15 protein-coding genes are annotated in these 13933 nt (G+C 64.1%); 6 read left to right on the top strand and 9 right to left on the bottom strand.

Annotated elements, in window-relative coordinates:
* Positions 1-147: 147 nt before the first annotated feature.
* The 4 genes from ACEN2S_RS03675 (at position 148) to ACEN2S_RS03690 (ending at position 3137) form a co-directional block, all read left to right on the top strand.
* The gene (locus ACEN2S_RS03675) at positions 148-993 is read left to right on the top strand and encodes a peptidylprolyl isomerase (protein WP_441862506.1); all 846 of its coding nucleotides are present in this window, start codon (positions 148-150) and stop codon (positions 991-993) included.
* Between the two features lie 74 nt (positions 994-1067).
* Positions 1068-2438 carry a bifunctional glutamate N-acetyltransferase/amino-acid acetyltransferase ArgJ gene (gene argJ / locus ACEN2S_RS03680; RefSeq protein ID WP_441862508.1) on the top strand — a complete coding sequence of 457 codons (1371 nt, stop codon included), beginning with the start codon at positions 1068-1070 and terminating at the stop codon, positions 2436-2438.
* Entirely contained in the window at positions 2435-2833 is a 399-nt protein-coding gene (mutT, locus tag ACEN2S_RS03685) for an 8-oxo-dGTP diphosphatase MutT (RefSeq protein WP_441862510.1), read from the top strand. Before argJ ends, mutT begins: the two co-directional genes overlap by 4 nt.
* Before the next feature lie 166 nt (positions 2834-2999).
* Positions 3000-3137, top strand: coding sequence for a hypothetical protein (locus ACEN2S_RS03690; RefSeq protein WP_441862513.1), 138 nt, complete (start codon positions 3000-3002; stop codon positions 3135-3137).
* Positions 3138-3428: 291 nt separating this feature from the next.
* Here the strand turns inward: ACEN2S_RS03690 and infB are convergent, their stop codons facing one another.
* From infB to pip, 5 genes are all read right to left on the bottom strand, one after another.
* A complete protein-coding gene (gene infB, locus ACEN2S_RS03695; RefSeq protein WP_441862516.1) occupies positions 3429-5963 on the bottom strand; it encodes a translation initiation factor IF-2 in 2535 nt (844 codons plus the stop codon).
* Entirely contained in the window at positions 5960-6589 is a 630-nt protein-coding gene (locus ACEN2S_RS03700) for an RNA-binding protein (protein WP_441862519.1), read from the bottom strand. The genes infB and ACEN2S_RS03700 overlap by 4 nt, the downstream gene beginning before the upstream one ends.
* A 17-nt stretch (positions 6590-6606) precedes the next feature.
* Complete coding sequence (gene nusA / locus ACEN2S_RS03705) at positions 6607-8217, bottom strand: transcription termination factor NusA (RefSeq protein ID WP_441862522.1); 1611 nt, start codon at positions 8215-8217, stop codon at positions 6607-6609.
* Between the two features lie 3 nt (positions 8218-8220).
* Positions 8221-8832: a ribosome maturation factor RimP gene (gene rimP, locus ACEN2S_RS03710; protein WP_441862525.1), complete on the bottom strand. Its 612-nt coding sequence runs from the start codon at positions 8830-8832 to the stop codon at positions 8221-8223.
* Between the two features lie 139 nt (positions 8833-8971).
* Positions 8972-9943 carry a prolyl aminopeptidase gene (pip, locus tag ACEN2S_RS03715; protein WP_441862527.1) on the bottom strand — a complete coding sequence of 324 codons (972 nt, stop codon included), beginning with the start codon at positions 9941-9943 and terminating at the stop codon, positions 8972-8974.
* Positions 9944-10016: 73 nt separating this feature from the next.
* Between pip and ubiG the strand changes: the two genes are divergently transcribed.
* Positions 10017-10778 carry a bifunctional 2-polyprenyl-6-hydroxyphenol methylase/3-demethylubiquinol 3-O-methyltransferase UbiG gene (ubiG, locus tag ACEN2S_RS03720; protein WP_441862530.1) on the top strand — a complete coding sequence of 254 codons (762 nt, stop codon included), beginning with the start codon at positions 10017-10019 and terminating at the stop codon, positions 10776-10778.
* Here ubiG and ACEN2S_RS03725 read toward each other — a convergent pair.
* From ACEN2S_RS03725 to ACEN2S_RS03740, 4 genes are read right to left on the bottom strand one after another with little or no spacing between them, the layout of a single operon-like run.
* Positions 10775-11218: a MarR family winged helix-turn-helix transcriptional regulator gene (locus tag ACEN2S_RS03725; RefSeq protein ID WP_441862532.1), complete on the bottom strand. Its 444-nt coding sequence runs from the start codon at positions 11216-11218 to the stop codon at positions 10775-10777. The two genes, ubiG and ACEN2S_RS03725, sit on opposite strands and share 4 nt — an antisense overlap.
* Before the next feature lies 1 nt (position 11219).
* Positions 11220-12065 carry a carbon-nitrogen hydrolase family protein gene (locus ACEN2S_RS03730; protein ID WP_441862535.1) on the bottom strand — a complete coding sequence of 282 codons (846 nt, stop codon included), beginning with the start codon at positions 12063-12065 and terminating at the stop codon, positions 11220-11222.
* Positions 12066-12068: 3 nt separating this feature from the next.
* On the bottom strand, positions 12069-12323 hold the full coding sequence (gene grxC / locus ACEN2S_RS03735; RefSeq protein WP_441862538.1) for a glutaredoxin 3: 255 nt from the start codon (positions 12321-12323) through the stop codon (positions 12069-12071).
* 36 nt (positions 12324-12359) lie between these two features.
* Positions 12360-13109, bottom strand: coding sequence for a double zinc ribbon domain-containing protein (locus ACEN2S_RS03740; RefSeq protein ID WP_441862541.1), 750 nt, complete (start codon positions 13107-13109; stop codon positions 12360-12362).
* Here ACEN2S_RS03740 and ACEN2S_RS03745 point away from each other — a divergent pair.
* Positions 13108-13926 carry an SAM-dependent methyltransferase gene (locus ACEN2S_RS03745; protein ID WP_441862544.1) on the top strand — a complete coding sequence of 273 codons (819 nt, stop codon included), beginning with the start codon at positions 13108-13110 and terminating at the stop codon, positions 13924-13926. The genes ACEN2S_RS03740 and ACEN2S_RS03745 overlap by 2 nt on opposite strands.
* Positions 13927-13933 lie beyond the last annotated feature (7 nt).

Below are 13933 nucleotides of genomic sequence, written 5' to 3' on the forward strand. Positions count from 1 at the left end.
CGCGGTCTTGCCCGCACCTGCGCGCTTGCCTAGAACGGCTGCGAACAAAGGGCGGCACAGCCTCCACAGGACCCTTGGCGATGTAAGGGCCTGCTGCCAGAGTGTCAACGCCGCGGGGTGTCCGCGGCCCATGCAGGAGTGGCTTTGATGCCGATTTCCACCAAGTTCGCCGGGCTGACCGCCCTTCTTCTCAGCTTTGCGCTGCCGCTTCACGCAGAAGACATGACCGCGGCCAAGGTCATGGCCACCGTGAATGGTCAGGAAATCACTCTCGGTCAGATGGTTGCTCTGCGGGGCAGCCTGCCGGCGGAATACCAGAACCTGCCCGATGACGTGCTGTTCAACGGCATTCTCGATCAGCTGATCCAGCAAACGGCGCTCGCACAAATTGGTGAGAAGGCGGTTTCTGCCAAGGATGAGGCGCGGATGGAAGTGGATCGCCGCGCCTATCTCGCGGGGGCCGTGCTCGACAAGACCGCGTCGCAGGCGGTGACCGAGGATGGTCTGAAGGCGGAATATGATGCGAAATACGCGGGCGCCGAGCCGAGCCGCGAATATCACGCCGCCCATATCTTGCTGAAAACCGAAGACGAGGCCAAAGCGGTCAAGGCGGCCATCGACGGCGGCGCGGATTTCACCGAACAGGCCAAGATGAAATCCACCGGCCCCTCGGGTCCGAACGGCGGCGATCTGGGCTGGTTTGAGCTGAGCGTGATGGTGAAGCCCTTTGCCGATGCTTTGGCCGATATGAAACCGGGCGACGTATCCGGTCCGGTGCAGACCGAATTTGGCTGGCATGTGATCAAGCTCTTTGACACCCGTTTGGCCGAAGCGCCCAAGCTGGAAGACGTGCGCGCCGAGCTCGAGGGCGATCTGCGCTCGAAAGCGGTCGAGGCGCAGGTCACCGAGGTGGTTTCGAAATCCGAAGTTGTGCGCAATACTGACGGCGTCGATCCGGCGGTTCTGAAGAACACCGCGATCTTTGGCGAATAAGCAGGGCTGCAGCGCTGCGTGATTTTGGTGGTGCCCGTCGGGGCACCACCTTTTGCTGTGATAGGGGACGGGCCATGGCCGGATTGAAGAAACTGAAGCTGAAACTGGCCAAGCAAAAGGCCAAAGTGAAAACCCTGAAAGCCGCGCTGAAGGCGCCGCAGGCAGTGGTGGCCCCGGTGGCAGGCAAAAAGGCCAATCCGGTCTCGCCGCTGGCCCCGTCCCGTTTCCCGGATCTGCCGGTCATTCAGGGCGTCGAATTTGCCTCTGCTGCGGCCGGTGTGCGCTATGCGGGCCGCACCGATGTGATGCTGGCGCGGCTGGCGCCGGGCTCGGTTGTGGCCGGGGCTTTCACCCGCTCCTCGACCCGCGCGGCCTGCGTGCTTGATTGTCAGGCCAAGCTGACCGGCCGCGCGATGGCCAAACTGCCCGCCAATGCCGGGGCGGCGATCATCGTCAATTCGGGCAATGCCAATGCCTTTACCGGCGGCAATGGTCAGACGGCAGTGGATGCCGTCACCGGCGCGGTGGCAGAGGCGCTGGGGGTGCCTGCGGGCCGCGTCTACTCCTCCTCCACCGGGGTGATTGGCGAGCCGCTGCCCTTTGAGCGCATCACCGCCAAGATCGAAGAGCTGGCGCTGTCGCTGGACCAGAACGGCATCGAAAAGGCCGCGCGCGCGATCATGACCACCGATACTTTCCCCAAAGGCGCCAGCGCCGAAGTGGAAGGCGAGGGCGGCGTGATCAAGATCGCCGGGATCGCCAAAGGCTCGGGCATGATCGCGCCGGATATGGCGACGATGCTGGTCTATATCTTCACCGACGCCAAAATCAGCCAGGCCAATCTGCAAAAGATGCTGTCGCGTCAGGTGGATGACACGTTCAACGCCATCACCGTCGACAGTGACACCTCCACCTCGGATGCGCTGATCGTGGCCGCAACCGGGCGCTCGACCGCCGGGGCCATCGACAATCTGCGCGCCAAAGTGGCCAAGGATTTTGAAAAGGCCCTACGCGGCGTGATGATGGATCTGGCGCATCAGGTGGTGCGCGACGGCGAAGGCGCCACCAAATTCGTTGAGGTGCGGGTGACCGGTGCCGTCGACGAGGCCGACGCGCATCGCGCCGCCATGGCCATCGCCAATTCGCCGCTGGTCAAAACCGCCATTGCGGGCGAGGATGCCAACTGGGGCCGCGTTGTGGCTGCCATCGGCAAATCCGGTGCCCGGGCCGAGCGCGACCTGCTCACCATTTCCTTCGGCGACATGGTGCTGGCCGAAAAGGGCTGGCGGGCGCCGGATTATGATGAGGCTGCGGCCTCGGCCTATATGAAGCAGCAAGAGCTGGTGATCGGCGTGGACCTCGGCCTTGGATCGGGCGTGAAATCGGTCTGGACCTGCGATCTCACCCACCGCTACATCGACATCAACGCGGATTACCGCTCGTGAAACTGCTTCTGGTTTCGGCCGTCGCGCTGATTGATACCGATGGCCGCATTCTCTTGGCCCAGCGTCCGGAGGGGAAATCCCTCGCCGGGCTCTGGGAGTTTCCGGGGGGCAAGGTCGAACCGGGGGAAACCCCGGAAGAGGCCCTGATTCGTGAGCTGCAGGAAGAGCTGGGCATCAACACCTGGAAGAGCTGTCTGGCGCCGCTGACCTTCGCCAGCCACAACTACCCCGAGTTCCATTTGCTGATGCCGCTGTTTGCCTGCCGCAAGTGGGAGGGCATCATTCAGCCCCGCGAGGGGCAGAAACTGGCCTGGGTGCGGGCGGCGGATCTGCGCAATTATCCGATGCCGCCTGCCGATGAACCCCTGATACCAATCTTGCGCGACTGGCTCTGAATCTTTGCTAAAATTTTACGCAAAAAATTGCTGCGCCGGGGCATTTGTTCGCGCCGCGCTGCGGAAACGCGCAAATGTGGCGGGATTGTGTCTTTTTCATTGGCTTTTTGTTAAGGATTGAAGTCTACCTTGAGGGGCAGGGAATCTGGTTTGGGGAAATTACGACATGCTGCGCACTATCGTCATCGGAAGCAGTGTTTCTGTTCAGGGAACATTTGAAGGTAACCTCGACAACGGCAAGATCGTTGTGCGTGTGGGCAGCCGTCTGTACTCGGGTACACCGGTCAACAAGCACGCCGCCTGATCAACGAGGGCCAAAGGCCCCGGATCCGCGGATTGCAGAGTGAGAAGTTCAGGGGGCATATGCCCCCTTTTTTCATGCCTGACAGCCGCTCCGGGCCTGTCGCCATACTCCGTCGCTCTTCCCGGCGCTCCCCCTCTCAGGCACGCGCTGCGCGTCCCTGTGGGGCAATGCAAAAAGGGAGCTCTGAAGCTCCCTCGCATCCGTCAGTCCTGACTGGGGCAGCGTGGCGGGCGCGCGCGACAACCCGCCCCCGGCCGCAGAATTAAAAAAGGGGGCTTTCGCCCCCTTTTCTCAGAGTTTGCGCACGATCTCTTCGCGCTCGAAGATCTCGATGACATCGCCGTTGCGGATGTCGTCATAGTTCTCGAAGGCCATCCCGCATTCCTGACCCGAAATCACCTCTTTGACCTCGTCCTTGAAGCGTTTCAGCGTCTTCAGCGTGCCCTCGTGGATGACCACGTTGTCGCGCAGCAGGCGCACGCCTGCCGAACGGCGTGCCACGCCTTCGGTGACCAGACAGCCGGCGACTTTGCCAACGCCCGAGACCTTGAAGACCTCTTTGATCGCCGCATAGCCGATGAAATGCTCGCGCACTTCGTTTTTCAGCAGGCCCGAGGCGGCCGCCTTGATGTCATCCACCAGGTCGTAGATCACCGAATAGTAGCGGATCTCGACGCCCTTCTGGTTGGCACTGGCGCGTGCCGGCGCATTGGCCCGCACGTTAAAGCCGATGACCGGCGCGCCCGAGGCTTCGGCCAGACCGATATCCGTCTCGGTGATGGCACCAACACCCGAGTGCAGCACGCGGACGCGCACTTCGTCGTTGCCGATCTTTTCCATCGCCTGAACGATCGCTTCGGCCGAACCCTGCACGTCGGCTTTGACCAGAATCGGCAGCTCAGCCACCGATTTGTCGGCCTTGGCCTTCGCCATCAGCTGTTCCAGCGTGGTTGCGGCACCGGCGGCTGCGCGTTTGTCTTTCGCAGCTTTGATCCGGTAATCGGCAATCTCGCGGGCCTGGGCTTCGGTGTCGACGACGTTCAGCACGTCACCGGCTTCCGGCGTGCCGTTCAGACCGAGGACTTCCACCGGCACCGAGGGGCCCGCTTCTTCGATCCGCTCGCCCTGATCGTTGATCAGCGCACGCACCTTGCCCCACTGCTCGCCCACGACAAAGATGTCGCCGCGCTTCAGCGTGCCGTTCTGCACCAGAACCGTTGCCACCGGACCACGGCCCACATCCAGCTTCGCCTCGATCACCGCGCCGGAGGCAGAGCGTTCGGGGTTGGCCCGCAGGTCGAGAATTTCGGCCTGCAGCGAAATGGCTTCCAACAGTTTGTCCAGACCGAGACCGGTCTTGGCCGAGACTTCCACGTCCAGCACATCGCCCGACATGGCTTCCACCACGACCGAGTGTTGCAAGAGATCGGTCCGCACTTTTTGCGGATTGGCCTCGTATTTGTCGATCTTGTTGATCGCCACGATCATCGGCACATTGGCCGCTTTCGCATGGGCAATCGCCTCAACCGTCTGCGGCATCACCTGGTCATCGGCGGCAACCACCAGCACGACGATATCGGTCACCTGAGCCCCGCGCGACCGCATCGAGGTAAAGGCGGCGTGGCCCGGCGTGTCGAGGAAGGTCAGAACCGCACCCGATTCGGTCGTCACCTGATAGGCGCCGATGTGCTGGGTGATGCCCCCGGCTTCGCCCGACACGACCGAAGTCTTGCGGATCGCATCCAGAAGCGAGGTTTTGCCGTGGTCGACGTGGCCCATGATGGTCACGATCGGCGGACGCGGCAGGCGATCCTCGTCCTTGTCTTTCACCGTGTCGATCACCTGTTCCACATCGGCATCCGACACGCGGACGGCTTTGTGGCCAAATTCTTCGATGATCAGCTCGGCGGTATCGGCGTCGATGCTCTCGTTGATCGAGACCATCATGCCCATTTTCATCAGCGACTTGACCACATCGGCGGCGCGTTCCGCCATCCGGTTGGCCAGTTCCGAGACCACGATCACTTCCGGCAGCTGCACGTCGCGCACCTGCTTTTCGGCTTTCTGGCCAAAGCCCATCGCTTTTTGGCGTGCCTTTTCCTGCTTGCGCTTCATGGCGGCCATCGAGCGTTGCCGCCCGCCTTCGCCACCTTGCAGCGCATCATTCAGGCTCAGACGACCGGTGCGGCGTGCATCCTCGGTGGTTTTTGCCTTGGCACGGGCATCACGATCCGTCGCCGCACCGCGACCGTCGCGTTCGCGGTCGGTCTTGCGCGGCGCACCCACGGTGACGCCTTTGGTTGCGGCACGCGACTCGGCAGCCTCTGCAGCGGCCGGATCAACCGGGGCAGCAGCGGCAGCCGCGGGCTTGCGCACTTCCTCTTTCTTCTGCGCACGCAGCTCGGCTTCCCGGGCTTTGCGCTGATCTTCTTCGGCCTTCAGACGCAGCGCTTCTTCGCGCTCGCGGTCTTCACGCTCTTTCGCTTCGATCTCGGCGCGGCGGCGCTCACGCTCTTCTTCGCGGGCCTTTTCGTCGGCGGCGCGTTGAATGGCCTCTTCGGCCTCGCGGTGTTTCGCCGCCTGAAGCGCCTTCAGACGGCGCTCCATTTCGGCATCGGTGATGCCTGCCGGGCGTTTTGACGGATCGCCCAGCGCAGGGTTGGACGTGCCAGTGGTTTTGGCGGCGCCGGGTTTCGGCACCACCACGCGCTTGCGCTTCGTCTCAACAACAACGCTTTTGGTCCGACCATGGGAGAAGCTCTGCTTCACCTGACCAGGGCGTCCGCCACCAAGACCCAGGGGTTTCTTGCCGTCTGTATCGCTCATACCGTCTTCGTATCCTTCCCGGCGGTCGCGCCGCCGTCCTGCTTGCGCATGCCCGTAAGCTTCGCTGCATCGACTATTACACGTTTGGTGAGTCCGCCAGTCGCAAGCGCGCCGTGTATGGCATGATCGCGGCCAAAAGCCAAACCCAATTCCGACGCGGTAAGACAGCCGAACCAACGGCCCCCTTCGGGGGTCCAAAGCTTGCCCTTGCCCCGCTCTGATCCATCAGAGGCTTGCAACAGCACCTTGGCACGACCCTGCGCCAACCAGTCTTTCACTTTCTCAAACCCACAGACCGCCCGGCCCGACTTGCGGGCGAGCGACACAAGGTCGACCACCCGCCGCGCCAAAGCCGCCTCAATCAGGTCAGGCAACCCTTCGGGCAGTTTCACCGGCTGGCGTGCGGCACGGGAAAAGGCGTTTTTCGACACCGCCGTTTCCAGCACCTCACGGTCAGCCGTGACCCAGATCCCCCGGCCCGGCAGTTTATGTGCCAGATCCGGGAAAATCATCGCGTCGGGGCCCAGCACGAAGCGGATCAGCCCCGGCTTGGGCTGAACCTCGCCGGTGACGATGCACCGCCGTTCCGGCTCTTCGTTGTCATTCTCTTGGCCACCGCGCGTCATCGCGTTTCCTCCGAGGCTCAGACCTCGGCCTCCTCTTCGCCGTCTTCAGCTTCTGTCTCGCCAGCCAGTTCCGACGGATCGACCCAGCCCAGCTGAACCCGCGCCGTCATGATCAGTTGCTGCGCTTCTTCCAGGCTCATCTCGAATTTCTCGAGAATCCCCTCGTCTTTCACCCGGGCGCCGTTGACCGTGGTCCAGCCGCCGGCCAGCTCCCAGTCGGCGCAGGTGGCAAAGTCTTCCAGCGTCTTCACATCGTCTTTCGCCAGCGCTTCGATCATCTGCGGGGTCAGACCGTCGAAATCGAACAGGCTGTCCTCGACGCCCAAGGCACGGGCGGCTTCGGTGGCCTTGCGGTTCAACTCTTCGATGTGATCACGGGCACGGGCCTGCAGTTCAGAAGCGGTGCCATCATCCACGCCGTCGATCGCCAGCAGCTCGTCCAGATCGACATAGGCGACCTCTTCGAGGCTGGTAAAGCCCTCGGCCACCAGAAGTTGGGCAAAGAACTCGTCCAGATCAAGGGCGTCGACGAACAATTTCGTCCGCTCGGCAAATTCGGCCTGACGGCGGCTCGATTCCTCGGCCTCGGTCAGGATGTCGATGTCGAGCCCGGTCAGCTGGCTGGCCAGACGCACGTTCTGGCCGCGACGGCCAATGGCGAGGCTCAGCTGCTCATCGGGCACCACGACTTCGATCTTGCCGGCTTCTTCGTCGATCACCACTTTGGCCACTTCGGCCGGCTGCAGCGCGTTGACGAGGAAGGTCGCCTGATCGGCGTTCCACGGAATGATGTCGATTTTCTCGCCCTGCAACTCGCCGACAACGGCCTGCACACGGCTGCCGCGCATGCCGACGCAGGCGCCGACCGGATCGATCGAGCTGTCATTGGAGATCACGGCGATTTTCGCGCGCGAACCCGGGTCGCGGGCCACGGCCTTGATCTCGATGATGCCGTCATAAATCTCCGGCACTTCCATCTTGAACAGCTCGGCCATGAACTGCGGGTCGGTCCGAGACAGGAAGACCTGCGGGCCCCGCGCTTCGCGGCGCACGTCCTTGATATAGGCGCGGATGCGGTCGTTCGGGCGATAGCTTTCGCGGCCGATTTTCTCGTTGCGGCGCAGGATGGCTTCGCCCCGACCGATATCGACGATCAGGTTGCCATATTCCTCGCGCTTGACCACGCCATTGATGATCGTGCCCTTGCGGTCCTTGAATTCGTCGAACTGACGATCGCGCTCGGCTTCGCGCACCTTTTGCAAGATGACCTGCTTGGCGCTTTGCGCGGCAATCCGGCCCAGCTCAACCGGCGGCACTTCGTCGATGATCTCATCGCCCAGCTGCGGGTCGGCCAGATATTGTTTGGCCTGTTTCACCGTGACTTCGGCCTGATAATTCTCGACCGCTTCATCTTCCACCACGGTACGCACGCGGGTGAATTTCGCCCGGCCGGTCTTGCGGTCGATGGTCACGCGAATGTCCATCTCGGCGCCGTAGCGCGATTTGGCAGCGCGCGCGAGGCTGTCTTCCATCGCCTGGATCACAAGCTCCGGGTCGATCATCTTCTCGCGGGCAACGGCTTCGGCCGTTTGCAGCAGTTCAAGCTGGTTGGCTGAGGTGATTGCCATGGGTCACGCCTCCTGGGACGGGTCAGATTCGGGGGACGGGTCGGATTCGGTGTCAGTCTCGAATTCGGTTTCGATGTCATCGGGCATGTCTTCGTCGACCACGCCGGATTCCTTGCGCTGGCGCAGCATTTCCGCGATCAGCTCATCGGTCAGCACCAGCTTGGCATCGACCAGCCAGTCGAACTCCAGCCCGACGGTGCCTTCTTCGATGTTGATCAGCACTTCGGTGCCCTCGGTGCCGACCAGAATGCCTTTGAACCGCTTGCGCCCGTCAATCTGGCCTTCGGTCTCGATGCGGGCTTCATAGCCTTCCCACATGTCGAAGTCTTTCAGACGGGTCAGCGGCCGGTCGATGCCGGGCGAAGAGACTTCGAGGTGATAATTATCCTCGATCGGGTCTTCGACATCCAGCACCGCCGAGACGGCGGTGGAGATTTTGGCGCAATCATCGACGTTGATGCCGCCCTCGGGCCGGTCGGCCATGATCTGCAGGGTCTTGGTCAGCCCGCCCATCAGGCGGATGCGTACCAGCTCGTATCCCAGGCCTTCAATGGCAGGGGTGACAATCTCGGCCAGGCGCCGGTCGATGGCGGTCTTGGCGATCAGGTCGGTCATGTTTCCGATCCTTCAATAACAAAAAACGGGCCGTCGCGGCCCGTTGATCTTTCCCGGTGGGCCGGTGAAGTTTCCCTCACCCGCGCCGCTGTTGAAGGGCATATAGGCCAAACCGCCCGGCAACGCAAGGCTGCTGTTTTCAGCCGCGCAAAGCGTCCATCACCCGCACCAGTTCGGCGCTGATCCGCGGCTCGGACAGCGCATGGCCCGAGGCGCCGATCAGCCGCAGATCGCAGCGCGCCCAGCCCTGCGCCAGCCGCCAGGCGGAATGGGGCGGGCAGATCATATCCAGCCGCCCCTGCACGATGGTGGCGGGGATATGCTCAATCCGGTGCCGGTCGCGCAGGATCTGCCCGTCCTCCTCCAGAAACGCCTTGTGGGTGAAATAATGGTTCTCCAGCCGGGCAAAGGCGCGGGCATAATCGGGCGGCGCCTCGCCGACCATGCCGTCAAACTCCACCGAGGCCAGCGCGTTCTCCCATTGCGCCCAGGCCCGGCCAAAGCGCGCCTCAATCGCGAAATCACCGCAAAAGAGCCGCTCATGATAGGCCGCAATCAGATCACCGCGCTCTTCCTCGGGGATCATCTGGGTGAAGCGCTGCCACAGATCGGGGTAAAACACCCCGGCACCGCCGCCGTAGAACCAGTCCAGCTCGGACTGCATCGCCAGAAACACGCCGCGCAGCACCAGTTGCGTCACCCGGTCAGGATGCGTCTCGGCATAGAGCAGCGCCAGCGTCGCCCCCCAGCTGCCGCCAAAGACGTGCCAATCCTCGATCTCCAGCTCCTGCCGGATCACCTCGATATCCGCGATCAGATGCCAGGTGGTGTTGGCCAGCACGGTCGCATGCGGGCGCGAGCGGCCACAGCCGCGCTGATCAAACAGGATGACGCGGTAGAATTCGGGGTCGAAATAGCGCCGCATCGCCGGGCTGCAGCCGCCGCCCGGCCCGCCATGCAGCACGACCACCGGCTGGCCCTCGGGATTGCCCGATTGCTCGACATAAATCCGGTGGCCATCGCCCACCTCAAGCATCCTCTGATCGAAGGGCTCGATCATCGGGTAAAGAAAGGCGCCTGATGCGCGCTTTTGCCCTGCGGTTCTGTCCATCCTCGGACTATATAACGCGAAAGAGGCGCCCGCCACGGTCAGGGTGCCCCCGGATGCAAGAAAGGTTCGCCCGATGTCGCACGTTGCCGAAGACGCCACTTTGAATACCGTCGATCCCGCCGAAGTGGCGAAATTTGAGGCGATGGCCGCAGAATGGTGGGATCCTGCGGGCAAATTCAAACCCTTGCACATGCTGAACCCCTGTCGGCTTGACTATATCGTCACCCAGATCTGCGCCGAATTCGGCCGCGACCGCAGCGATGCGGCCCCTTTCGCCGGGCTGCGTCTGCTCGACATCGGCTGCGGCGGCGGGCTTTTGGCCGAGCCGATGGCGCGTCTCGGGGCCGAGGTGGTCGGCGCCGATGCTGCCGCGCGCAATATCCCGGTGGCGCGGCTGCATGCCGAGCAATCGGGGCTGACCATCGATTACCGCCACACCACCGCCGAGGCGATGGCGGCGGCGGGCGAGCGGTTCGACGTGGTGCTGAACATGGAAGTGGTCGAGCATGTAGCCGATCCGCAGGGCTTCACCACCACCTGTCAGGAACTGCTGAACCCCGGCGGCTTGATGATCTGCTCGACCCTGAACCGCACGCCGAAAAGCTTTGCGATGGCGATTGTCGGCGCGGAATGGGTGATGCGCTGGCTGCCGAAGGGCACGCATGAATGGTCGAAGTTCATCACGCCGGACGAACTTTACGGGCTGATCCGCACGGCAGGCCTCGATCCGGTGGACCGTCAGGGCATGGTGTTCAACCCGCTCGGCTGGTCCTGGAGCCTGTCGCCGCGCGATCTGTCGGTGAATTATGTCACCGCGAGCGTCAAACGCGCCTAATCCTGCTCTTCCAGCCGCGCGCGCAATTCGCGCAGGACCGGCAGCGTGGCACGGACTTTATCGGTGCCGATGCCGCGCACCACATCGGCAATCAGCGGCATGAAGGCCGCCAGCGCCGCATCGCGCGCCGCTTTCCCCGCCGGGCTGATCGAGACGAATTTGCGCCGCGCATCGTCCCAATCGGGGCGGATATGCACATGCCCGGCCCATTCCAGCTTGGAGAGCGTGTTGGTCATCGCGCCGCGGGTGACGTGAAAAATGGCGGCCAGCTGCGCGGGCGTCCGCTCTTCACCCGCATGGGCCAGATGGTTCAGCACGGAAAAATGCGAAATTTCCATGCCCTTGGGCAAAGCCCGGCTGATGCGGTTGCGCGCCAGCTGATCGGCCATGAAGACCTCGGAAAACAGCGCGGCGGCGAGGGTATCGGCAACTTCGACCATCTCAGAGCGCCCCGGTTTCGGGCGCGGCGAACGGCCGGTCATGCGCCAGCGAGGGCACCCGGGCGCGGGCGGCGCTGACAGCGGCGGGATCGAGATCGACATAGCTCACGCCGGGTTCGGTGCCGCCATCCACCAAAACCTCGCCCCAGGGCGACACGGCCAGCGAATGCCCATAGCTCCGCCGGGCGCGGCCCTGATGCGCGGCATGGGTGCCGCATTGCGCGGGCGCCAGCACATAGGCGCCGTTCTCGATCGCCCGGGCGCGCAGGAGCACCTCCCAATGCGCAGCACCGGTGGTGTCGTTGAAGGCGGCGGGCACGGTCAGGATGCTCGCGCCGCCCTGTGCGAGCGTGCGAAAAAGCTGCGGGAAGCGCAGATCATAGCAGACCGCCATCCCCAAAGTGCCAAAGGGCGTTTCCGCCAGCACCGCACGGTCGCCGGGCCGGTAGCCCGAGGATTCGCGGTATTGCTCGGTCGGCGAGACATCCACGTCGAACATGTGGATCTTGTCGTAGCTGGCGGCAATGCTGCCGTCCGGCGCGATCAGAAAGCTGCGGTTGGCAAAGCGGCCATCGGCGTCATCGGTCTTCAGCGCGAGGCTGCCGATCAACAGCCAGATGCCCAGATCCGCGGCTTCGGTCCGTAACGCGGCCAGGGTCTGATCTGTCGCCTGATCCTGCAGCACGGCGCGCTGATGCGCCCGGTCCGAGGACAGGATATTGGTGCATTCCGGCGTCAGCACGAAACCCGCCCCACCCGCCGCCGCCGCGCGCACCAGGGCGCGGGTGGCGGACAGGTTGGCCACGGGATCGTCCGAAACGGAAAGCTGGATCAGACCGGCGCGCATGGCTCAGGCGGCCAGCATCGGGTCAAGCTTGCCCGCGGCATCCAGCGCATGCAGATCATCGCAGCCGCCCACATGCGTGCCGCCAATGAAAATCTGCGGCACCGAGCGGCGACCGGCGCGGGCGGTCATCGCCTCGCGGATCGCGGGATCGGCGCCCACATCGGTTTCTTCATAGCTAACACCTTTGGATTGCAGCAACTTTTTTGCGGCAATGCAATAGGGGCAGGTCTGGGTGGTGTAAATCTCAACGCGCGGCATGCGGGGTTCCTTTGTTTGGCCGGGACTATTACGGATTTAGGCATCCTTCGCAACGCGTGCCAGTACCAGCACCGAAACATCTCGCGCCCCGGCCGCCAGACAGGCGTCGGTTGCCGCCGCCAATGTGGCCCCCGAGGTCAGCACATCATCGACCAGAAGCACCCGTGCCCCGGTCAGCGCCGCCGCCCGCCTGGGGGTGACGCGGATCGCCGCCTCCAGATTGGCAAAGCGGGCCTCACGGTCGCGCCCTTCCTGGCTGGGGGTGGCGCGGGTGCGGGTCAGCAGGTCAGGGATATGCCGCAGCCCCGTGTGGCGCGCCAATGCCGCCGCCAGCAGCGCCGATTGGTTATAGCGCCGCTTGACCAGCCGCCAGCGGTGCAGCGGCACCGGCACCACGAGCAGATCCGGCACCAAAAGCGGCCCGGCCGCGCGCTCCATCCAGCCCGCGAGCGGCGGCACCAGATCCAGCCGGTCGCCATGTTTCAGCGCCAGCACCAGCCGCCGCCCGGCGCCGGTATAGAGGAGCGCCGCGCGCCCTTGCCGCCAGGGGCGTGGCGTGCGCAGGCAATCGTCGCAATGTTCGGGCCGCCCCTCGTCCTCGCCCGGCAAGGGCGCGCCGCAGAGGTCGCAGACAAGGCCGGTCAAAAACACCGTCTCGCGCCAGCAGTCGGGGCAGAGGCCGTGATCGCTGGTCACCTCTGCCCCGCAGGCCAGACATTGCGGCGGCAGGATACCGCGCAGCGCCCCTAGCATCCGCCGCCGGGCTTCCCTAAATAGCGATGTCATGAACACATCCTTGCCCCTGATCGACAGTGAAGCCCTTGCCCGCAATCGTGCCCGCGCGCGCGCCATCGGGCCAGCGCTATTTCTGCATGAGGAAGCGGCGGAGGAAATCGCCGAGCGGCTCGCGGATATCAAACGCGATTTTACCGCCGCCGCCGTCATCACCGCTTTCCCGGAGCCTTGGCTGGCGATCCTGCCGGGCGCCACGATTGTGCCCGAGGCGGAACTGCTGGATCTGACGCCGGGCGCGCATGATCTGGTGGTGCATGCGATGGGGCTGCATTGGTCCAACGATCCGGTGGGGCAATTGGTGCAATCGCGCCGGGGGCTGCGCCCGGACGGGCTGTTCCTCGGCGTGATGCTGGGCGGGCAGACGCTGTCCGAACTGCGCGCGGTGCTGGCCGAGGCCGAGGTGGCAGTTTCTGGCGGCCTCTCGCCCCGCGTGCTGCCGATGGGCGAGATCCGCGATCTGGGCGGGCTGTTGCAGCGCGCGGGCTTTGCGCTGCCGGTGGCCGATGCCAGCCTGCGCCGCGTCAGCTACCGCGATGCGCTGCATCTGATGGCCGATCTGCGCGCGATGGGCGAGGCGAATGCGCTGAGTCAGCGTTTGCGCCACGCCACCCGCCGTGCGGTGATCGCCGCCGCCGCCGCCCGCTATGCCGAGGCCTATCCCGAAGGCGAGGGCCGCATCCGCGCGAGTTTTGAGCTGATCTATCTCGCCGGTTGGGCGCCGCATGAAAGCCAGCAAAAACCCCTGCGCCCCGGCTCGGCGGTCAACCGGCTGGCCGCGGCGCTCGGGGCGGATGAAACCAAACTCTGAGCGGCGC

The sequence above is a fragment of the Phaeovulum sp. W22_SRMD_FR3 genome (genome assembly GCF_052113705.1).
Classification (GTDB): Bacteria; Pseudomonadota; Alphaproteobacteria; order Rhodobacterales; family Rhodobacteraceae; genus JBGQOG01.